The 19,562-nt window shown below is 70.0% G+C and carries 19 protein-coding genes and 1 tRNA gene; 17 read left to right on the top strand and 3 right to left on the bottom strand.

The window, feature by feature from the left end; translation table 11 throughout:
* Positions 1–76 precede the first annotated feature (76 nt).
* The 15 genes from OV208_RS10600 to OV208_RS10530 all read left to right on the top strand — a co-directional run bounded on the left by OV208_RS10600 (position 77) and on the right by OV208_RS10530 (position 14,255).
* Positions 77–1,606 carry an MlaD family protein gene (locus tag OV208_RS10600; RefSeq protein WP_267573711.1) on the top strand — a complete coding sequence of 510 codons (1,530 nt, stop codon included), beginning with the start codon at positions 77–79 and terminating at the stop codon, positions 1,604–1,606.
* A 150-nt stretch (positions 1,607–1,756) separates the two neighbouring features.
* On the top strand, positions 1,757–2,683 hold the full coding sequence (locus OV208_RS10595; RefSeq protein WP_267573710.1) for a PfkB family carbohydrate kinase: 927 nt from the start codon (positions 1,757–1,759) through the stop codon (positions 2,681–2,683).
* Between the two features lie 164 nt (positions 2,684–2,847).
* Positions 2,848–3,183 carry a TIGR02266 family protein gene (locus tag OV208_RS10590; RefSeq protein WP_120541833.1) on the top strand — a complete coding sequence of 112 codons (336 nt, stop codon included), beginning with the start codon at positions 2,848–2,850 and terminating at the stop codon, positions 3,181–3,183.
* A 7-nt stretch (positions 3,184–3,190) separates the two neighbouring features.
* Positions 3,191–3,922 carry a metallophosphoesterase family protein gene (locus OV208_RS10585; RefSeq protein ID WP_120535203.1) on the top strand — a complete coding sequence of 244 codons (732 nt, stop codon included), beginning with the start codon at positions 3,191–3,193 and terminating at the stop codon, positions 3,920–3,922.
* A gap of 100 nt (positions 3,923–4,022) precedes the next feature.
* A complete protein-coding gene (locus tag OV208_RS10580) occupies positions 4,023–4,700 on the top strand; it encodes a hypothetical protein (RefSeq protein WP_267573709.1) in 678 nt (225 codons plus the stop codon).
* 32 nt (positions 4,701–4,732) lie between these two features.
* Positions 4,733–5,575: an archaetidylserine decarboxylase gene (gene asd, locus OV208_RS10575; protein ID WP_267573708.1), complete on the top strand. Its 843-nt coding sequence runs from the start codon at positions 4,733–4,735 to the stop codon at positions 5,573–5,575.
* A gap of 26 nt (positions 5,576–5,601) precedes the next feature.
* Positions 5,602–6,870: a histidine--tRNA ligase gene (hisS, locus tag OV208_RS10570; RefSeq protein ID WP_267573727.1), complete on the top strand. Its 1,269-nt coding sequence runs from the start codon at positions 5,602–5,604 to the stop codon at positions 6,868–6,870.
* 173 nt (positions 6,871–7,043) lie between these two features.
* Complete coding sequence (locus OV208_RS10565) at positions 7,044–7,454, top strand: S24/S26 family peptidase (protein WP_267573707.1); 411 nt, start codon at positions 7,044–7,046, stop codon at positions 7,452–7,454.
* Positions 7,451–7,765 carry a PqqD family protein gene (locus OV208_RS10560; protein WP_267573706.1) on the top strand — a complete coding sequence of 105 codons (315 nt, stop codon included), beginning with the start codon at positions 7,451–7,453 and terminating at the stop codon, positions 7,763–7,765. Before OV208_RS10565 ends, OV208_RS10560 begins: the two co-directional genes overlap by 4 nt.
* A complete protein-coding gene (locus OV208_RS10555) occupies positions 7,762–8,307 on the top strand; it encodes a hypothetical protein (protein ID WP_267573705.1) in 546 nt (181 codons plus the stop codon). The genes OV208_RS10560 and OV208_RS10555 overlap by 4 nt, the downstream gene beginning before the upstream one ends.
* A gap of 13 nt (positions 8,308–8,320) precedes the next feature.
* Positions 8,321–11,377: a PQQ-binding-like beta-propeller repeat protein gene (locus tag OV208_RS10550; RefSeq protein WP_267573704.1), complete on the top strand. Its 3,057-nt coding sequence runs from the start codon at positions 8,321–8,323 to the stop codon at positions 11,375–11,377.
* Positions 11,374–11,541, top strand: a complete 168-nt coding sequence (locus OV208_RS10545) for a hypothetical protein (protein WP_267573703.1) — start codon at positions 11,374–11,376, stop codon at positions 11,539–11,541. The genes OV208_RS10550 and OV208_RS10545 overlap by 4 nt, the downstream gene beginning before the upstream one ends.
* On the top strand, positions 11,538–12,392 hold the full coding sequence (locus OV208_RS10540) for a hypothetical protein (RefSeq protein WP_267573702.1): 855 nt from the start codon (positions 11,538–11,540) through the stop codon (positions 12,390–12,392). Before OV208_RS10545 ends, OV208_RS10540 begins: the two co-directional genes overlap by 4 nt.
* A gap of 178 nt (positions 12,393–12,570) precedes the next feature.
* Positions 12,571–13,473 (top strand): tRNA (adenosine(37)-N6)-dimethylallyltransferase MiaA, encoded by a 903-nt coding sequence (gene miaA, locus OV208_RS10535; RefSeq protein WP_267573701.1) that lies wholly within the window; start codon positions 12,571–12,573, stop codon positions 13,471–13,473.
* Between the two features lie 149 nt (positions 13,474–13,622).
* Positions 13,623–14,255 (top strand): HdeD family acid-resistance protein, encoded by a 633-nt coding sequence (locus OV208_RS10530; RefSeq protein WP_267573700.1) that lies wholly within the window; start codon positions 13,623–13,625, stop codon positions 14,253–14,255.
* Between the two features lie 284 nt (positions 14,256–14,539).
* Here the strand turns inward: OV208_RS10530 and OV208_RS10525 are convergent, their stop codons facing one another.
* From OV208_RS10525 to OV208_RS10515, 3 genes are all read right to left on the bottom strand, one after another.
* Positions 14,540–16,276 carry a response regulator gene (locus tag OV208_RS10525; protein ID WP_267573699.1) on the bottom strand — a complete coding sequence of 579 codons (1,737 nt, stop codon included), beginning with the start codon at positions 16,274–16,276 and terminating at the stop codon, positions 14,540–14,542.
* A 25-nt stretch (positions 16,277–16,301) separates the two neighbouring features.
* Positions 16,302–17,258, bottom strand: a complete 957-nt coding sequence (locus OV208_RS10520) for a diguanylate cyclase (protein WP_120541825.1) — start codon at positions 17,256–17,258, stop codon at positions 16,302–16,304.
* 596 nt (positions 17,259–17,854) lie between these two features.
* Positions 17,855–18,601: a tetratricopeptide repeat protein gene (locus OV208_RS10515; RefSeq protein ID WP_267573698.1), complete on the bottom strand. Its 747-nt coding sequence runs from the start codon at positions 18,599–18,601 to the stop codon at positions 17,855–17,857.
* Between the two features lie 99 nt (positions 18,602–18,700).
* On the opposite strand from OV208_RS10515, the gene OV208_RS10510 reads away from it, so the two are divergent.
* Together OV208_RS10510 and OV208_RS10505 are read left to right on the top strand one after the other, a co-directional pair.
* Positions 18,701–18,786: transfer RNA gene (locus OV208_RS10510), tRNA-Leu, on the top strand.
* 93 nt (positions 18,787–18,879) lie between these two features.
* Positions 18,880–19,545, top strand: a complete 666-nt coding sequence (locus OV208_RS10505) for a response regulator (protein ID WP_267573697.1) — start codon at positions 18,880–18,882, stop codon at positions 19,543–19,545.
* Positions 19,546–19,562 lie beyond the last annotated feature (17 nt).

The raw sequence follows: 19,562 nt of genomic DNA, 5'->3' as shown, positions 1-19,562 counted from the left end.
CCCACATGAAAAGCTGGCACCCGGCATGCAAATCGTTAGAGTCGCGCGCGGCCGGTAGCGCTCGGAGTCACATCAGGTGAAGAAGCTCGTCACGCCCTTCCGTGTGGGCCTGCTGGTCATCGCCGCCGGGGCATTCCTCATCACGTTCGTGCTGTTCGCCACCAAGGGCGGGTTGAGCGACCGGGATTCCACCCAGGTGTGGGCCTATTTCCGGGACGCCTCCGGCCTCGCCGTGCGCGGCCGGGTGCAGATCGCCGGCATCCCGGTGGGAGAGATCAGCGCCATCACTCTGGAGGGCACCCGCGCCAAGGTCTGGCTGAAGATCCGCAAGGGCGTGGATGTGCGCCAGGACGCCGCCGTCACCAAGCGCTCGGAGTCGCTCCTGGGCGACTACCTCCTGGACCTGAACCCCGGCACCGAGCAGGCCCCCGCGATGGAGAACGGCGGGCAGATCCGCCGCGTCATCGACACGCAGGGCGTGGAGGCGGTGTTCGAGTCCCTGTCGCAGATCACCTCCGACATCCAGCAGGTGACGGGCGCGCTGCGCGAGGTGCTGGGCGGGGAGAAGGGCGCCGGCTCCCTGGAGCGCATCGTGGAGAACATGGTGCGCCTGTCGGACTCCGTGGACGCCACGGTGCGCCGCAACACGGACCGCCTGGACACCATCATGGCGAACGTGGAGGGCGTGTCCTCCGATGTGCGCGCCATCACCCAGAGCAACGGTGCGGACGTGGGCCGCATCGTCAACAACGTGGAGATGATCACCAAGGATGTTCGCGAGGTGCTGGGCACCGTCAAGAACATCGTGGGCAGCGGGGAAGGGGAGTTCAAGGAGAGCGTCTCCAGCCTCAAGCAGACCCTGGGCCGGCTGGACAACACGCTCGCCAACCTGGAGGACATCACCCGCAAGGTGAAGGACGGCGAGGGCGCCGCGGGCGCGCTGCTCACCGACGAGCAGCTGGGTCAGCGCGTCAACGAGGCCGTCACCGACATCTCCGACTTCGCCACCCGCCTCACCAACATCCAGACAGAGGTGAGCCTGGTCAGCCAGTACCTGGTGTCCCAGGGCGCGTCGAAGAACGGCCTGTCGCTGCGGCTCATCACCAGGCCGGACAAGTACTACCTGCTGGAGATCATCGACGACCCCCGCGGTTCGGTGAGCACGCAGGTGGTGCAGACCAACCCGCCCTCGGAAGGGGACCCGGTCATCCAGACGCAGAAGGTGACCAAGGAGTCCTTCAAGCTCAGCCTCCAGTTCGCCAAGCGCTACTACTTCACCACGCTGCGCGTGGGCTTCATCGAATCCACGGGCGGTGTGGGCGCGGACCTGCACTTCTTCAACGACGCGCTCACCCTGAAGATGGACGCCTTCAACTTCACGGCGGACGAGCTGAGATACCCGCGCCTGCGCGCCACGCTGCGCGCCCAGGCGTTCGACCATCTGTTCGTGGTGGCGGGCATGGACGACATCATCAACGCCCAGCAGCGCGACACGGCCACCAAGCGCCTCATCGCCGGCCGCGACTTCTTCTTCGGCGCGGGTTTCTTCTTCACCGACGACGACCTGAAGTCCCTCATCGTCACCACGGGCATCCCCGCGCTCTAGGCCCGGGCCCCTCCGGGCCCCCGGGTATCCCTTGTCCCCTTGACCTTGCGGGGCAGGTGTCGTACCCGGCACGGGCACGGGGTTTCCCTTCACGAAGCGCCGTGCCCTGACGCAAGCCGTTCGCGCCCGGTCACTCCCCAGGAAGCCCGCATGTCCCTTCTCGTCGTCGGTTCAATCGCGCTGGACTCGCTGGAAACGCCCTTCGGCAAGAAGGATGACGTGCTGGGCGGTTCGGCCACCTACTTCTCCACCACCGCGTCCTTCTTCGGGCCGGTGCAGCTGGTGGCGGTGGTGGGCGAGGACTTCCCGGAGGCCCACCTCCAGTTCCTGCGCGGGCGCGGCATCGACCTGGAGGGGCTCACCCGCGAGGCCGGCCGCACCTTCCGCTGGAAGGGCAAGTACGGCTGGGAGCTCAACGAGGCGCAGACGCTGGACACCCAGCTGAACGTCTTCGAGTCCTTCTCGCCCAACCTGCCGCAGGCGTACCGGGAGACCCCCTACGTCTTCCTGGGCAACATCCACCCGGAGCTCCAGTCGCGCGTGCTGGACCAGGTGAAGGCGCCCAAGCTGGTGGCCGCCGACACGATGAACTTCTGGATCCAGGGCAGCCGCCCCGCGCTCCTCAAGACGCTCCAGCGCGTGAACCTGCTCTTCATCAACGACGCGGAGGCGCGCCAGCTGTCCGGCGAGCACAACGTCGTGAAGGCCGCCCGCGCCATCCTGGCCATGGGCCCCTCGCGCGTGGTCATCAAGCGCGGCGAGCACGGCGCGCTCCTCTTCGACCACGACCACATCTTCGCCTGCCCGGCGTTCCCCCTGTCGGAGGTGTTCGACCCCACCGGCGCGGGTGACACCTTCGCCGGTGGCTTCATGGGCACCCTGGCCACCGCGGCCTCCGACAAGGTGGACGGGCCGCTTCTGCGCAAGGCCATGGTCATGGGCAGCGTGATGGCCTCCTTCACCGTGGAGAAGTTCAGCCTGGAGCGCCTGCGCGAGGTGCAGCGGCCGGAGATCCACGCTCGCTTCGCCGAATTCAAGAAGCTCACCCACTTCGACGACCTGGGCCCCCTGGGCTGAAGCCCTCCAGGCGGCCGGGAAATACGGGCGACCCGGTGTGGAACTTGACGGGTCGCTCCCACCTTTCCTAGGCTCGCCCGAACGCAGTGGATGAATAAATCCGGCATGGCCACCCTTTTTCAGCCCGACCGTGGGTGGAAAGGCCCATGTCGGGAGGTTACGGGTTGAGCGAAAACCGAAAGCACGCGCGGGTTGGCACCCACCTGCGCTGCTGGTGCGAGGGTGAGAACGTGACCCTGTATGCACGCATCTCCAACCTGAGCGAGGGCGGCCTCTTCCTGCGGACGAGCACCCCCCTGGCGAAGGGTTCGCGTGCGCAGGTGCGGTTGTCGCAGGAGACGGACGCGGCGTTGCGTGCCGAGGCGACCGTCGTGTGGTTGCGCGGAGGCGAGCAGCCGGTCGGTCGGCCTCCGGGCATGGGCTTGAGATTCGAAGCGTTGGACGCGAACGCGCTGGCGAGCCTGCGGCGCATCATCTCCCAGCAGCAGACCTCCCCATAGGCTCCCCATGCGCATCGCCGTCATCTCCGACATCCACTCCAACATCGAGGCCCTCACGGAGGTCCTGAGGGTGGCGGAGCACCAGAAGGTGGACCGCTTCGTGTCGCTGGGGGACATCGTCGGCTACGGCGCGTCGCCCAACCCGTGCTGCGAGCTGGTGCGCTCGGTGGCGGAGATCACGCTGCTGGGCAACCACGACGCCGCGGTCGCTGGCCGGATGGACTACTCGTACTACTACGACGCCGCCCGGCACGCGCTCGACTGGAGCGCCAACGTCCTCTCCGACGAGAACCTGGCCTGGCTGCGCAGCCTTCCGTACACGTACCGGATTGGAGAGGTGGGCTTCTGCCACGGCTCGCCCATCGATCCGAAGGCGTACGAGTACATCTTCGCGCTGGAGCAGGCGCGGGAGCTGACGCCGTACGTGGCGGAGCTGCCGGAAGTGACGTTCATCGGCCACAGCCACCTGTGCCGGGCATTCGCCATTGGCAACGGCGAGGTGAACGACGTGGTGGCCCAGAAGTTCGTGCTGCGCAAGGGCTACAAGTACATCGTCTCCGTGGGCAGCGTGGGGCAGCCGCGCGACTACGACAACCGGGCCTGCTTCGTCATCTGCGACACGGACGCTCGCACGGTGGAGTACCTGCGCGTGGAGTACGACATCGAGACGTCCGCGCAGAAGATCTTCGACGCGGATCTCGCGCTGAACTTCGGCAAGCGCCTGTTCCTGGGCGTCTGAGGACCTGACGCCCCCGGTACGGAAAAGCGGCGCAACCGGGCGGAAGGTGGCATAAACCGGGGCTGTGCGTCCCCAGGTCCTCCGTCCGATGCGGCCCGTCATGGGCCTTGGTCTCGCCGCCCTCCTGTTCGTGCTCGGTGCGTCCGGGTGCCGTCGCGCTCCTGAGCCGCCGTCACCCGAATACGAGCAGGCCACGAAGCGCTGGAGTTCGCTGTACGCGCAGAAGCTGGACGACGCGTACCTGGACCCGGCGACAGGGGAGATTGAAGCGCTGCTGCAGCGCGTGCCCGCCGACAGCGTGGACTCCGCCGCGTCGCAGGACCTCCTGCGCCGCATCGACGAGGGCCGCACGCGGATGATGGCGGTGGCCGCGGAGCAGCAGCGCGCGGTGGAGAGCGCCCGGGAACTGCCCACCACCGACCCCTCCCAGACAAGCATCGTGCAGCCGGAGACCCTTCCGGAGGAGGCGCCGGTGGACGCCGGGCTGGGGGACGCGGGGATGAGCGGCCCCCAGGTGGGCACCCCTGCCTCCGAGCTGGGGGCGGGCTTCCGGGGCTGCTTCCAGCGCGCCATGCCCGTCGAGGTGCAGGGGCGGGGGATGCGGGATGGCTGGACGCTGAGCGACCGGACGGCCTGCCGGCTGGAGTTCCCCAGCCATGTGGACACCTACGTGTTGGTTGAAGACGGCCGCGTGCTCTCGCTGGTACCCACCAGCGGGATGCGGACCGTGAAGCGCTACGCGGACGGCGGCCTGGTTCCCGAGGACGCTGGCCGTTGAACCTCTTTTCCCTTCGTGACTGACGACCTTCGATGAACGAACAGACCTTCATGAAGTTGATGCGTGTGCTGCCGAAGTCGGCGGTGTCCTCCGCGGTGGGCCTGGCCACGCGCCTGCCCGCGCCGGCGCCGGTGCACCACTGGGCCATGCGCACCTTCGCCAAGGCGTACAACGTGGACATGGCGGAGGCGGAGCACGCCTTCGAGAGCTACCCCACCTTCGCCCAGTTCTTCACCCGCGGCCTCAAGCCGGGCCTGCGCCCGGTGGACCCGGGCAAGAACGTCGTCGTGTCGCCGGTGGATGGCCGGGTGTCCCAGGTGGGCTACTCGGACAACGGCCGGTGCCTCCAGGCGAAGGGCATCGAGTACACGGTGGACGAGTTGCTGGGGGACGCGCAGGCCGCGAAGCCCTTCCACGGCGGCGCCTGGACGACGATCTACCTGTCGCCCCGGGACTACCACCGCATCCACGCGCCGCTGGGCGGCACCATCACCGGGTACGCGTACATCCCGGGTGAGTTCTGGCCGGTGAACCCCGCGTCGGTGAAGAACAAGCAGTCGCTGTTCTGCGTGAACGAGCGGCTGGTGACGTACCTGGACACGCCCGCCGGCAAGGTGGCGGTGGTCAAGGTGGGCGCCACGTGCGTGTCGCGCATCAAGGCGTCCTACGAGGACATCACCACCCACCTGGGCCAGCCGGGCAAGGTGCACCGCTACGGCGCGGGCATCCCGGTGGAGAAGGGTGGGGAGCTGGGCCGCTTCGAGATGGGCTCCACCGTCATCCTCTGCTTCGAGCCGAAGCGGGTGCGCTGGGACGAAAGCCTCCAGCCCGAAGCGGTGGTGCGCCTGGGCACGCGCATCGGGGAGATCGTGTGAGTCAGAAGATCAACGGCGTGAAGGGGATGAACGACCTTCTGCCCGGCGAGATTGAAGTCTGGCAGTTCGTGGAAGGCACCGCGCGCACGCTGTTCGGCCGCTTCGGCTACGGCGAGGTGCGCACGCCCATGGTGGAGGACACCGCCCTCTTCGTGCGCAGCGTGGGCGAGGAGACGGACATCGTCGGCAAGGAGATGTACACCTTCGACGACAAGGGCGGCCGCAGCCTGTCCCTGCGTCCGGAGGGCACCGCGCCCGCGGCCCGCGCGTACATCGAGCACTCGGTGAGCAACGCGGAGCCGGTGTCGCGCTGGTTCTACATGGGGCCCATGTTCCGCTACGAGCGGATGAAGACGGGCCGCTACCGCCAGTTCTCCCAGATTGGCGCGGAGGCGTACGGCGCGAAGGAGCCCGCGCAGGACGCGGAGCTGATGGACATGGTGGTGCAGTTCCTGGAAGCGCTGGGCCTCCAGGACGTCACCCTGAACATCAACTCGCTGGGCGACGACGCGTGCCGGCCCGCCTACCACGCGAAGCTGGTGGAGTACCTCAACGCGCACCGGGAAGAGCTGTGCGCGGACTGCCAGCAGCGGCTGGAGCGCAACCCGCTGCGCGTGCTCGACTGCAAGAACGAGAAGTGCCAGGCGGTGGCCGGAGCCGGGCCCAACGTCCTGGAGTTCCTGTGCGAGCCGTGCCGCGCGCACTTCAACGACCTGCAGCGCAAGCTGGGCCTGCTGGGCATCCGCTACGTGGTGAACCACCGGCTGGTGCGCGGCCTGGACTACTACACGCGCACCGTCTTCGAGTTCATCGCGTCGCACCCCGCGCTGGGCACCGCCAGCACCGTGGGTGGCGGCGGACGCTACGACAAGATGATGAAGGGCCTGGGTGGGCCGGACGTGCCCGCCGTGGGCTTCGCCATGGGCCTGGACCGGCTGGTGCTCCTCTTGAAGGAGGGTGGCAAGACGTTCACCGCCCAGCCGGACCTGTTCATCGTCGCGGCGGATCAGGACGCGGCCTGCCAGGACGCGACGCTGGCGCTGACCAGCCGCCTGCGCCGCGAGGGCTTCTACGTGGAGATCGACACGCGCGGCGGCAGCATCAAGAGCCAGATGAAGCGCGCGGACAAATCCGGCGCCCGCTTCTCCCTGGTGCTGGGCGGCAACGAACTCGGCAGCGGGCAGGCGAAGCTCAAGCCGATGGCGGGTGGAGATCTCATCCCGGTCGCCCTGGACAGCGTGGGCACGACCCTGCGCGCCCAGCCGGCGGCACCGCCAGTGGCGCCGCAGGGATGATCCGCCGCTGATCCTCCGACCCGGCGCACCGGGTCGGAGGGCAGACGGCCGGCCTGTCTTCCCTGAAAGTCCCGGAGTAAAGGTGTTAAGCATCGTAAGTCCCGGGAATCGCTGGAGGATTGAGGCTCCAAGGATTCGCGAGCGTTGAGAGGCTGGAGTAGATTCGGTCTCCGATGGCGAGCGTTCCCCGCACCGCATCCGTGATCAATGGCCCGCGCTGGATCCCCGTGGATGGGGACAGCATGTGGCCGTCGTTGCGCGCGGGTGACGTGGCGGAGGTGGAGCCGCTGGTGGAGGCGCCGCGTCCGGGCGAGGTGGTGCTGGCGCGCTTCGAGTCCTCGCTGGTGCTGCACCGGGTGCGCTGGTGTGACGGCGACGTGTGCGCGCTTCGCGGGGACAATGGCGAGGGCGAAGATCCGCCGCTGCCTGTCTTCCGTATCCTCGGGAAGGCGCGGCGCGTGCGCCGTGGGGGCGCGGTGCTGGAGATGGAGCGCTGGGACGTGGGCCCCCGTCTTCTGGGCCGGTGGCGCGCGACGGTGAAGCGCCAGTTGGCGACGTGGCTGGGAAGGACGGGCCGCTCATGAGCTTCGCGGAAGCCAGCATTCCCCGCCGCCGCGCGGGTGTTTCGGGCGAGTGGTTCGGGGCGGACTTCCTCGTGCTGGACGCGGAGGGGCGCACCCTGCGCGGCCTCAACGCGACGGCGGCGCGCATCTGGGCGTTGTGTGACGGCCAGAGCACGGCCCGGGCGGTGGCGGAAGCCGTGGCCCGGGAGTTTTCAACCGACGTGGGCCCGGTGTTGGCCGACACGCTGCGCTTCCTCACGGAATTGCAGCGGCGGGGTCTGGTGGATGAAGTGCGCGCGCCGGCCGGTGCCGCGCCTCGGGAGGTTCGATGATGCGGGGGCTCGTGGCCGTGCTGGCGGGTGTGGTGGCGCTGTCGGGGTGCTCGGAGGGTGTGGCTCCCCGGCCGCCTCCGGCCGTGACGCCGGGGCAGGGAAGTGACAACGCTGGACCGCTGGAGCCGACGGACGTGCTGAGCGGCGGCGGAAGCGTGGCCCGGCCTCCGCCCGATGCGCCCGTGGCGGAGGAAGTGTCTCCGGTGGAAGCGCCGCCCCCGTCCGGGAGCGCGCAGGTGGTGGGCGCCGCGTCCGGGCCGGTGGGCCTGTCCCAGGTGGAGCAGGTGGACGTGGACTTCGTGGTCCGGGGCGTCCGGGGCCGGGGCCAGGTGGACGTGGAGTTCATCTCGCCCACCGGGCGGCCGTACGAGAAGCAGGGCCAGACTGTGGAGGCTCCGCCGGAGGAGTCCCGCACGCTGCGCTTCTCGCTGCCGGTGGCGGGCACGCTGGTGACCTCGTCGCGGATGACGGGCACGTGGCAGGCGCGCTTCTTCCTGGACGGCGTGCAGCTCGCCACCACCACCTTCACCCTGGAGCCGTGACGTGAGCGCCGCCATGAACCTGCGAACCCTCGCGCTCCTCGCCGGCGTGCTGCTGCCCGCGGTGGGCTTCTCCCAGACCTGGACCGCCCGGATGGTGCCGTCGGCGGGAGAGACCGTCGCGCGGGTGGTGATGGACGAAGCGTCCGACCTCGTCGTGGAGGTCACGAACACGGCCTCGGCCACGTATGACAACTCCCGGTTGTCGGAGGTGTCCTTCGTGCTGCCGGACGGCTACCAGTTCCTGGGCGGCCTTCCCGCGGCGGAGACCCCGGACTGGAAGATCGAATACTTCGACGCGCCTTCGCGGCGGCTCACCTTCCAGTCCGTCGTCGGGTGCTCGGAGGATGCGGAACGGGGGCTGGCGCGGGGCGAGAGCGCGCGCTTCGTGCTGAGCGTGGTGGCCCCGCTGGACCGCGCGAACGACAAGGCCAATGAGCGGCTGGTGGCGGGGACCTATGGACGTGACCAGTGCGATGGCACGGGCTACACCATCAATCTGGCCACCTATTCGTGGACGCGCTCCAGCCTGTCCTCCACGGTGACGATGACGCCTCGCGGGCTGGCGACCAACGGGGCCGCCGTGGCCCGCGTCGTGGTGGAGAACCGCACCAACGCGAACACGGGGACGCTCACCGTGGACAACCCTACGTCCACGAGCGCGGTGCCGCTCACGACCCTGACCAAGGAAGCGCCGTTCAACAAGACGGTGCCGCTGAGGGGCGCCGGCGTCTTCGTGATCAACGTGCGTCCGACCGCGGCCGGCACGGTGGCGGCCCGGGTCCGCGCGCATGCGACGACGGGCACCGTCACCGCGCCGCTGGTGGACTCACCGATGGTGGACGTGGGCGCCTTCGTCGCGGCGGCGGACATGGACGTGGTGGATGCGTTCGCCGACGAGCAGGTGACGCTGCGCCTCACGCTGCTCAACACGTCCACCGCGAACACGTACGCGAACGCGCACCCGCGCGCGCCGGTGCTGGTGGGCAACGCGACCGCGACCCTCGTGGCCGGGCCTTCGCCGGAGACGGTGGCGCAGCTGGCCCCGGGGGCCTCCGCGCAGTTCACGTGGCGCTACCAGGTGTCCGGCGCGCCCGGCGCGAGCTACCAGTTCCAGGTGCAGGCGGACGCGACGCTCAATGGCGCGGCGGTGGTCAGCGATCTGGTGACCGCTCGCAAGGGGCGCATCGTCCAGCAGCGCGTGCGGCTTAGCCACGAGGCGGTGTCCACCGCGGCGACGAACGTCACGGTCGCGTACACGGTGCAGAACCGAGGGCCGCAGCCGCTCATCGAGGTGAAGCTGTTCAAGCCGGCGGTGAACTACTTCGCCATCGCCGCGTCCGGGCCGCAGCAGGTGAATGACTGGACCCTGTACTACGACGACGCGTACTTCCTCTGGGAGTCGGACTCCGGCGAGGGCATCCCCCCGGGCGGAGAGCTCACCTTCCGCGTCACCTATTCGGGCTTCACGGCCGTCACCGGGGACACGGCGTTCCGCCACCGGCTGGAGCTGAACCAGGGTTACAACGATCCGCGCATCCACGTGAACGCGCTGATGACGCTGCTCGCGGTGACGAGCGCGCCGGATGTCCAGCGTGTCACCGGCGTGGCACGCGATGGCAGCGTGACGCTGACGTGGGACAACCCCTTCAACCACGGCGGCACCCTGGTGCTGCGCGCGCAGGGGACGACGGCGCCCAACACCGTGCCCGTCAGTGGCACGCAGTACGCGGTGGGCGATGTGCTGGGCAACGCGACCGTGGTCTACTCGGACGAGTTCAGCTCCGCCTCCAGCTTCACCGACACCTCCGCCACGAACGGCACGACGTACGTCTACCGCGTGTTCAACGCGGACGACGCGCGCCGGTATGGCCCGGGCACGCAGCCCACCTCGCTGGGCCTGCTGGCCACGCCGCGCGCCCGGACGGCGGGGCAGCCGCTGTGGTGCTACTCGGTGGGATTGTCCTCGTTGTTCCAGCCCGTCACCGCGCTGGGCGAGGGCATCTTCAGCTCCTTCAACGATTCGGTGGTGGGCAGCCTCACCAGCTCGGCCAACCCGGCAGAGGATGGCGCGGAGCGCTTCCGGCCGGTGAAGCTGTCGGGCAAGGTGGGGAGCCGCTTCCCGGTGGTTCCGTTGCTGGGCCGGCCGGGGCAGCAGTTCCTCGTGGTGGGCGACCAGGCCGGTGTCCCGGCGGTGATCAACGCGGCCACGGGCGAGTTCCTGTGGCGCAACACCACGATTGGCCTGGGGAACATCAGCTCGTTCCCCGTCACGCAGCTGCTCGACTACGCGAACCCGGCATACCGGGCGGTGTTCTCGAACGTGGATCTGGCCATCTTCGCGACGCGCGTGTCCTCCGCCGCGCAGAACCAGGTGGTCGCGCTGAACGCGGCCACGGGCGCGCTCATCTGGAGTTACCGGCCCAATGACCTGGGGATGATCAGCGGCGGCATGCTGGTGGACTACACGACGAACCGGCTCTACGTCGGGACGAAGACGGGCGTGGGCAGCACGAGCACGCTGCGGGTCCTCAACAGCCTCAACGGCCAGGAGCTGGGACGGCGGGCGCTGGGAGACCTGGAGTTCGGCGTGGTGCGCAACGCCACGTCCAACCAGATCCTCGTCACCGCCCAGGACGGCAAGGTGTACGGGCTGGATCCCGCCACGCTCGACACGGTGTGGACGGTGTCCCTCGCCGCGCAGCCGACGGCGGCCGCGTTCACCCACTTCGTGCGTCCGCTGGGCCGGGGCTTCCTGGCCAGCCTCTCCGACGGCTCCGTGGAGCGCTGGGAGATGGGCACGAACAACGTCCCCGTGAAGTTGTGGAAGACGCCCATCGCGGGGCCGTCCGGCACCTTCTCCCTCAACCAGGGGGGCGTGGTGCGCATCTACGTCGGCAGCTCGGACGGCAAGGTGCACCAGTTGGAGCTGGAGACCGGTGTTGATTCGGGGCAGGTGTCGCTCGGCCCCGCCCAGGATGTCGGCACGCCAACCGTCGACCACACCGTGAGCCGGTTGCACGTCGGTTCGGCGGATGGTCGCATCTGCGCCTTCCCGGTGCCCTTCCCATGAGCGCTCGACCTCCCCAGCTTCACGTGGCGCCTTCCGTCCCGAAGCCTGCTCTGGCCACGCCGGCCGTGTACGTGCCGCCGGCCATCCTGTGGGAGCAGCCCTTCGTCGCGCTGGCGCAGATCTCCGCGTGCAACATCCCCGGCGAATCGGAGTGCGTGCCGTGAACAGCGGGGGCCCGTCGCCGGGTCCCCGTGACGCCGCGCTCCGGGTCACCCTCGCCGGGTGGACGGTGGCGCTGGACGTGGAGGACGGTGCGCTCGCCTCGGTGCTGCGGCGCGTGTTCGGCGCGTTCCTGGCTCCGGATGCCGGCGCCTCCGCCGATGCCCGGCTCATGCTTCGGGCCCCTTCGACTTCGAGACCTCCGCCCGCCGTCCGGGAGCTGCCCCGGTTGGAGCCTGGCGTGTCGGGGACGTTGCGGGTGGAAGGGGAGGACTACGCGGCGGTGCTTTCCGCGGACCGGACCCACGCGGACGTCACCGGCGCCGGACGGTTCCCGGTGGAGACGGTGCTCAAGGTGATGCTCGCCTCGGCGCTGGCGAAGCGCGGGGGGCTGCTGATCCACGGCGTGGGACTGGCCTGGGGTGAGCGGGCCGCGTTGTTCGTGGGCGCCTCTGGCGCGGGCAAGAGCACCCTGGGCGGGCTTTGGCGCGAGGCTGGAGGGACGGTGCTCGCGGATGAGCTGGTGGCGGTGTGGCCGGAGGACGGTGGGGGATGGCGGGCCGCCGGGACCCCGTGGAATGTGTTGAGCCATGCCTCCGAGGCCGCGCTCGTCGCGGTGGGCACGCTGGAGTGGGACACGGATTCGCGGTGGGAAGCGCAGGGGGCAGGGGATGTGGCGCGCGTGCTGCTGCTCAATGCGCTGCTGCCCGAGCCGACCGTGGCGGGCCGGGCCGCGCTCGTGGGATCCGCGGGGCGGGTGTTGTCGTCGGTGGAGACAGCGCGGCTCGTGTTCGCGCGCGATGCTTCCGCGGCGGCGGTGGTGCGGACTCGGTTGGACGCGGCCGGGCAGGAGTAGGGCTGGGGCGCTGCGGACGCTGATGGACAGAGCCGGGCTGGAGTAGGGCGGCGGCGCCGCGGACACATCGGGCTGCGGACGGGTGGTTTCGCGAAGCGCACGGTGGCCGGGATGGCGCGTTCATCCCGCCGGGCTCGCGCCTGACGCGTGACTGCGTTACAGGGGGCGTCGGAGGCGGATGACGGTGGCTGAGACGCGGGTGCCTTTGACGGTGATCGCAGGGCCCACGGCGTCGGGAAAGACGGCGCTGGCCATCGCCTGGGCGCGCGAGGCGGGCGGGGAGATTGTCAGCGCGGACTCGCAGCAGGTGTATCGCGCCTTCGACATCGGCACCGCGAAGCCTTCCCTCGACGAGCGGTCCGCCGTGCCGCACCACCTCGTGTCGGCCGTGGATCCGCTGGAGCCCTTCTCCGCCGCCGAATACCAGCGCCGAGCGGACGCGGCCATCGCGGACATCGCTTCACGCGGGCGACCGGTGTTCATCGTCGGAGGGACCGGGCTCTACCTCCGCGTGCTCCTGCATGGCGTGGTGGACGCCCCCGGCGCCCTCCCGTCGCTGCGCGCTGAGCTGGAGGCAGTGGCGGCGGAGCAGGGGAGGGAGGCCGTGCACCGCCGGCTGGCCGAAGTGGATCCGGAGACCGCGGCGAAGCTGCCACCCCAGGACCTGGTGCGCGCCGTCCGGGCCCTGGAGATCCACGCCCAGACGGGCATCCCGGCCTCGGAGTTCCGCCGCGCCCATGCCTTCGCGCCGGACCGCTACCCCTTCCGCCTGTTCGTGCTCAACCCTCCGCGCGAAGCGCTGTACGCCGCCATCAACACGCGCACCGAGGCGTTGTTTGCCCAGGGGCTCGTGGAGGAGACGCGGTCCCTGCTGGAGCGCGGTTACTCGGACGCCGCGCCCATGCGCAGCGTCGGCTACGTGCAGGCCCGCGCCGTGGTGGAAGGGCGGATGACTCACGAGGAGGCCGTCCTCGACACCGCTCAAGAGACCCGGCGGTACGCCAAGCGCCAGCTCACCTGGTTTCGCAGGGAACCCGGCGCGGTGTTCCTCGCGCCTCCGTACGTGCGCCCCGAACCCTGATCGCGGCTGCCCGCCAGGGCACGCGCTTGCTCTTCCGTCCTGCCCTGCCGGGAGGGGCGGATTGTTGCCACCCCTGGGCACTCCCATGTTCCAGGGAGAACGCTTCCAGCGAGTCCGCTCCCGGACCGGCAGACGGCCGAGGGTGCCCCATGCCGGAGGCCACCACCGCGGAGAGCACGATGGATACGAGATTTGAACGCGCGCCGGAAACCCGACCGGAGCGTCCTCCCCGAGGTGCCTCGGCCCTCTGGGGCGCTCCCTTCCTCCTGGGCATGCTGACAGCGGCGGCCGGCTTCGTGCTGCTGGGGGCCACCTTCTTCACCAGCATCGTCACCATCTACTTCGTCGGCATGATGCTGGTGATTGGCGGCATCGCGGAGATCGTCGCCGCCGTCCGGATGCGCACCCAGTCCGGTGAGGGCAAAGGCCTGTTCTGGTCCTTCATGCTGGGTGGCGTCCTCACCACGGTGGTCGGCATCCTCACCGTCATGTTCCCGGGGGCCGGGCTCGCATCCCTTACGCTGCTGCTCGCCGGCTACTTCTTCGCCAACGGCCTCTTCCACGCCATCACGGCCGTCATGGACCGCTATGCGCAGTGGGGATGGGACGCCGCCTACGGCCTCATCTCCCTCTTCCTGGGCGTCAGCATCATGTCCCAGTGGCCCGCGTCCTCCGTCTGGCTGGTGGGCACGCTCGTCGGGATCGCCGTGCTCTTCCGAGGCATCGCGATGATGTCCGGTTCCCTGGCACTGCGCCGGGGCATCCGCCGCGTCACGGCCTGACGAAAGCGCGACCGGGGCCGGGCGGAATCCTCCTGGGAAACCGCTCGGCCGTGTCGCACTGCTAGTGAATTCAAAGATAGCAGTGGGTGAAGTCCGGCCCGTGTAGCGGATGCGGTAGGTGACGCCGTTCGCGTCATCCGCGACGAGCAGCGTGCCGTCGCCCGCGACCGCCGTGCCGACCAACCGAACTGGGTGGTGCTGTCGTCAGGTGCCCGGGCGCCGCGACTTCGTGTGCCTGGCACGGACCTCAGGTCGGAGCTCCGCGGGGCGAAGCCGGGGATGCGTCAGGATGCGTAGCGGTCTTCCCCGAACGGCCCCACGGAAGCGGGGCGCGCGACGGCCGGCGTGTTGTCGCTCGGCTCCGGATCGCGTCCGGTGAGCTGGCAGAGCAGGCGGTCCGGATTCACCGGCTTGGGCAGGAAGGCCTCCGCGCCTGCGTCGAGCGCCCGTTGCCGCACGTGCGGACGGTTGAGCCCGCTCATCACCAGCACGCGGGTGTCCCGGGTGAGCGGGTGCTGCTTGAGGCCCTCGCACAGGCGCAGGCCGTCCACCCAGTGCAGCACCACGTCCAGCAGGATGGCGGTGGGCGGACGCCGCGCCACCGCGCAGAACAGCGCCAGCTCGTCCGCGAACGACACCACGCGCGCGCCGGTGCTCTCCAACAGGAGCGTCAACGCCTCGCGCGTGTCCGCGTCGTCGTCCACCACGTAGTACAGGTCCGGCTCCACTTCCGGCACCATCGTGGGCACGGGCTCCATCGGCGTGCGCAGCCACGAGCCCACCACCTCGCGCACGCCCGCCCAGCGCGCCGCGGTCAGCAGCGACAGTGGGGTGGGGGCGCTCAAGCCCAGCACGCCGCCGCCGTAAACTCCGCCCAGGGTGTGCTTCGCGCGCGCCGCGACGAAGGCCGCCGGGGCCCGCTTGCCCGCGCGCCTCAACCACGAGACGGCGCGCGCTCCGGCCGCCGCGTCCTCCATCAGCTCGCCCAGCCCGTCACGCACGTACCGGCGCTCCAGCGACGGCGCATCCAGGCTCCCGTCCAGCAGCGCCACCGCGGCGCGGCTGCACGACGCCAGCGTCTCCGACAGGCCCACCTGCAGCGGGTGCCCGAATGCGGCCGGCCCCACCACCAACTGCCCGGGCGCCACCAGCGTGCGGCCGGGGCCGTAGGGCAGGCGGGTCGTCTCCAGCGCGGCGACCTCGAAGCCTTCCTCCAACAGGCCGTCGCGCGCGGCCATCATCAGCACCTGGCACAGGTCCGCGGGCGTCACCGCCGCGCCGAAGGCCAGCGCGTACACGGAGCCCGCCCCCGGGATGAGGAACAGCGCATCCACCGCGGGCAGCGGCGACACCCAGAGGCGCGCCACCGGCATCAGCTCCCGGCCCACCATCGCGCCCTTGAGCCGCGCCTGCACCGCGGGCATGGACGGCGCCGGACGGAAGCCCTTGAAGAAGGCATCGCCCAGGAGCGGCCCCGCCCCGGCGGCCAGCGCCACCGCGTGGAAGCGCTCGCCACTTCCCTGGGCCCGGACGACCAGCGGTCCCGCGTTGCGCACCGCCGTGGGTGCATCCGGCGCGGGCGCCTGCCGCTCCACGCGCTCCACATTGCGGTTCACGAAGCGGGCGCCCTGCGAACTGGCCGCGGTGGACAGCACCTGCCGCACCATGTCCAGACCGCCTTCACCCTGGGGCCAGCCATCCACCACCCACAGGCCTCCGGGGGCGCACGGCAACAGCTCGCGCTCGCCCTGGGAGATGACCTCCACGCCGCGCAGCTCGTGCGTGCGCCACTCGGGAGGAATGCGGCAGCCGAGCGCCGCCAGCCGCGAGCGGCATTCGGGGGTCAGCAGGGCAGGGGGCGCGGTGCGCTCTTCGGTGCCCCCCGCGTAGACGCGCACGTCCAGGGCCACGCCCCGGGCGCGACCATTGAAGAGCAGCGAGGCCGCGAGGCCCGCCCCGGCGATGCCGCCGCCGACGATCGCCACCCTCGAACCACTCGCCAGCTTGCTGATCCCGCTCATCGCGCGCCCTCGATCCTTCCCGCCATCAGTGCCGCTGCGCCGGTGAGCCATGGAGGGACTGGCCGTACACCACCACCCGGTCGCGTCCCTCCCGCTTGGCCTCGTACAGCGCTGCGTCCGCTGCCTTCAGCAATGCTTCCGTGCTCTCGCGCGGGTTCTCGGCCGTGTGGTCGGCCACGCCCACGCTGATGCTCAACCCGAACGGCGCCGGGCGACCGTCGCTGCGCTGCACGTTCACGCCGCGCAGCTCCGTGCGCAGCCGCTCCGCGAACACCGCCGCCTCCAGGGACGTCTGGTGGGGCAGCAGCACCACGAACTCGTCGCCGCCGAAGCGCGCCGCGAAGTCGGACTCGCGCAGGTTGCCCTGCATCAGCGTCGCCAGGGACAGGATGGCGCGGTTGCCCACGTCGTGCCCCATGCCGTCGTTGATGGCCTTCAGATGATCCAGGTCGATGACCACCACGCTCAGCGAGTAGCCGTAGCGCAGGGCGCGCTTGAACTCGTCATCCAGCCGCACCGACAGCGCGCGGAAGTTCGCCAGGCCCGTGAGCGCATCCGTCTGCGCCAGCACCTGGAGCTTGCGCTGCTGCTCGCTCTGGCGAACCGCCCGGTCGATACGGGCGAGCAGCTCACGCGAGCTCGCCGGCTTGTGGATGAAGTCCACGGCGCCCATCTCCAGACATTTCTCCAGGGTCGCTTCGTCCGCGTCCCCTGTGAGGAAGATGACGGGCACCATCTCCGTGCGCACGTCGCCCTGGAGCGTCTCCAGGACCGCCAGCCCATCCCCGGAGGGCAGGAACCGGTCCAGGAGGACGAGGTCCGGGCGGTGCTCTCGCGCCAGCTCCACGCCCGCGCCCGCGTCCGCCGCGGCCAGGACGTCGAAGCGTGGGGCGAGCAGGTCCATCAGGCCCTCGCGCACACCGGCGTCGTCTTCGATGATGAGGAGAAGCGCCCGCTCACTGCCGCGGCCGTGCCGTTCCATGAACTGGTTCGCTCCGCTCGCCGTGCCTGAAATGGCAGGCCGAAAGTCTCGGGCGCCACGCCCTTCGAGGTGCTCCCCTCGCCCTTGCGCCCCACGCGCACCCGCCGCCGCCTCGTCCTGCAAGCACCCACCCACCCATCCAGACTTCACCCGAGACCTCCGGCTGCCAAGCCCGTCCGCCTCCGCGAAGCTCCCGGGCCTTCCTGCCCGTGTCACCCGCGTGTCCCTGCACGAGAGCAAAGCGTGTGCCCCGGAGATCCAGCGCGCGGCCGTGCGTCTTTTCAGGGGGTTGCGACACACCCGACGCGGTGGACGCCCGGAGGGTCGGAAGACGTTGCAGCTTTCGGGCATGCGCCCCCGGTAGGAATTGCCGGGCGGGGGAGCCACGGGGGCCTGCCTCGAAGGGCGGCCGTCACGACGTGGCTTGAGGGTTCATCCGCCCCGGACAGCGCTGGAGATCAGCGCCATCCACGAGGCCCGGCCTCGTGTTCGAGGGCGTCCTACCGTACCGCGGGGAGGCTTCAGCGTCGGCGGATCACCGGGTCGCGAAGCCTCGACGTTGCTTCTTCCGCGCTTCGACGAACCGACGTCGGACTTCAGCGTCGCTGGGTGAACTGGACGCGCCGGCCGCCGCCCATGGGGGGCATCATCGGCGGGGCTTCCAGGCCGAACTGCCACCAGAGCGGCTCATAGGGCTTCATCTTGAGGCGCTTGTCGTTCTGCAACTGGGCGAGGCTGCCCTTGAGCTTCTCATCGGACGGGTTCTGCTCCACGCCCCGGGCGAGCACGCGCTGGGCGGCGTCCTTGTCCTTCTGCTGCAACAGGCACCAGGCGTACACAGCCCAGACGATGGATTCCTTCTTGCCGCTCTTCACCGCGGCTTCGAAGGAGGCCTTCATGGCGTCCTTGTCATTGAGGCGGAAGTGCAGGGCGCCTTCCATGGCCTTGGCCATGTAGTTGCGGCCGCTGGCCTGCTTCAGGTGAGGCTTCGCGCCCTCGATGTCCTTCACCATGTACTTGAGCATGCCGATCTGGGCGTGGATCTCAGGACCGATGAGGAACTGCCACTTGTCCCAGACGAGGCCCTGCTCCAGCGTCTTGACGGCCCGGTCCACGCGGCCCTGGGCCTCCTTCTGGTTGGCGGGCTGGCCCTGGAGATCGTTCTGGACCGTGGACATGAGCGCCTGGACGCGGGTGGAGACCCGGCGGGCGAGCACGATGTAGGCGGCGAAGAGGGCGATGACGCCGGGCACGATGCCGGCCCACCAGGAGAAGCCGCCGACCAGCTTGACCAGCACGGCGACCGCCAGCCCGATGGCCAGGGAGATGAGAAGGTTGTACATGCGCAGCCCCTTTAGCGGTGTGCGTGGACCGCCGCAATCTTCGGATGCACACGAACCGAAGGCGCGATATACGTTCGGCCGCCTCGCTTTCACCCGAGGGGCCCTCTGTCGAAATTGGTAGACGAGGCGGACTCAAAATCCGCTGCGGCTGACCCCGCGTCCCGGTTCGAGTCCGGGGAGGGCCATTCCCCCCAACGCAGCACCGGCGTCCGAGATGCCGCTTCCTCCGGATGTCCGCCCGTGAAAGCACCGAATTGTCCTCCGCGCTGGGAGTCGCGATGAAGGTACTTCTGGTCGAGGACGATCCGAGCCTCCGCGAGGGCATGGGAGAGCTGGTCTCCGAGCTGGCGGACGTCCAGGCGGTGGGCACCATCCACGAAGCCCTGTCCGCCCTGAAGACCGACCGTTTCGAGCTGGTGATGACCGACCTGCGCATCGCGGGCGGCCACAATGACGGCCGGGGCATCCTGGAAGCAGCGCGTCGTCGGCTGCACCCGGTGGCCATCGTCAGCGCCGCCGGTCCGGACGAGGTCGCCCAGGCCCTGCACCCCTTCGAACCGGACGCCCTCCTGATGAAGCCATTCCAGGTGGACGACATCATGGATCTGGTGGAGCGCTTCCTCGACTTGAAGCGTCAGGCGCTCGCCGCTTCGGAAGCACCGCTGGCGCCAGACTCACCGGCCTGGACGGAGTTCGCCCCGGGCGCGCGTTCGGCCACGCCGGCCTCGGAAGCGCCCCGGACCTGGGTGCGGCTGACGTCGGAAACGGACCATCGCTGGCCCCCGCCTCATCGTGGCCAGGGGATCCTCCTCTTGGAGGGTGACCTGGAGCTGGACGGGGAACGCTATGCGGCGCCCTGCTACCTGTTCCTCGGCCTGGGGGCGTCACCCCAGACGCGGACGCGGACGGGCGCGCTGGCGGTGTGCGTGCCGCTGCGCGACTGAAGCGAAGAAGAGGACAC

This window comes from Corallococcus sp. bb12-1, from assembly GCF_026626765.1.
Lineage (GTDB): Bacteria > Myxococcota > Myxococcia > Myxococcales > Myxococcaceae > Corallococcus > Corallococcus terminator.
The sequence above is the reverse complement of the archived record's forward strand: the minus strand, read 5'-3'. Positions and strand labels throughout refer to the sequence as shown.

Excerpts from the sequence above, each read along its gene's own strand:
- OV208_RS10525 (WP_267573699.1), bottom strand. The coding sequence starts at position 16,276 with ATGAGCGGGATCAGCAAGCTGGCGAGTGGTTCGAGGGTGGCGATCGTC.
- OV208_RS10520 (WP_120541825.1), bottom strand. The coding sequence starts at position 17,258 with ATGGAACGGCACGGCCGCGGCAGTGAGCGGGCGCTTCTCCTCATCATC.
- OV208_RS10550 (WP_267573704.1), top strand. The coding sequence starts at position 8,321 with ATGAACCTGCGAACCCTCGCGCTCCTCGCCGGCGTGCTGCTGCCCGCG.
- OV208_RS10505 (WP_267573697.1), top strand. The coding sequence starts at position 18,880 with ATGAAGGTACTTCTGGTCGAGGACGATCCGAGCCTCCGCGAGGGCATG.
- asd (WP_267573708.1), top strand. The coding sequence starts at position 4,733 with ATGAACGAACAGACCTTCATGAAGTTGATGCGTGTGCTGCCGAAGTCG.
- OV208_RS10565 (WP_267573707.1), top strand. The coding sequence starts at position 7,044 with ATGGCGAGCGTTCCCCGCACCGCATCCGTGATCAATGGCCCGCGCTGG.
- OV208_RS10515 (WP_267573698.1), bottom strand. The coding sequence starts at position 18,601 with ATGTACAACCTTCTCATCTCCCTGGCCATCGGGCTGGCGGTCGCCGTG.
- OV208_RS10585 (WP_120535203.1), top strand. The coding sequence starts at position 3,191 with ATGCGCATCGCCGTCATCTCCGACATCCACTCCAACATCGAGGCCCTC.
- OV208_RS10560 (WP_267573706.1), top strand. The coding sequence starts at position 7,451 with ATGAGCTTCGCGGAAGCCAGCATTCCCCGCCGCCGCGCGGGTGTTTCG.
- OV208_RS10580 (WP_267573709.1), top strand. The coding sequence starts at position 4,023 with ATGGGCCTTGGTCTCGCCGCCCTCCTGTTCGTGCTCGGTGCGTCCGGG.
- OV208_RS10595 (WP_267573710.1), top strand. The coding sequence starts at position 1,757 with ATGTCCCTTCTCGTCGTCGGTTCAATCGCGCTGGACTCGCTGGAAACG.
- hisS (WP_267573727.1), top strand. The coding sequence starts at position 5,602 with ATGAACGACCTTCTGCCCGGCGAGATTGAAGTCTGGCAGTTCGTGGAA.
- OV208_RS10545 (WP_267573703.1), top strand. The coding sequence starts at position 11,374 with ATGAGCGCTCGACCTCCCCAGCTTCACGTGGCGCCTTCCGTCCCGAAG.
- miaA (WP_267573701.1), top strand. The coding sequence starts at position 12,571 with ATGACGGTGGCTGAGACGCGGGTGCCTTTGACGGTGATCGCAGGGCCC.
- OV208_RS10555 (WP_267573705.1), top strand. The coding sequence starts at position 7,762 with ATGATGCGGGGGCTCGTGGCCGTGCTGGCGGGTGTGGTGGCGCTGTCG.
- OV208_RS10530 (WP_267573700.1), top strand. The coding sequence starts at position 13,623 with ATGCCGGAGGCCACCACCGCGGAGAGCACGATGGATACGAGATTTGAA.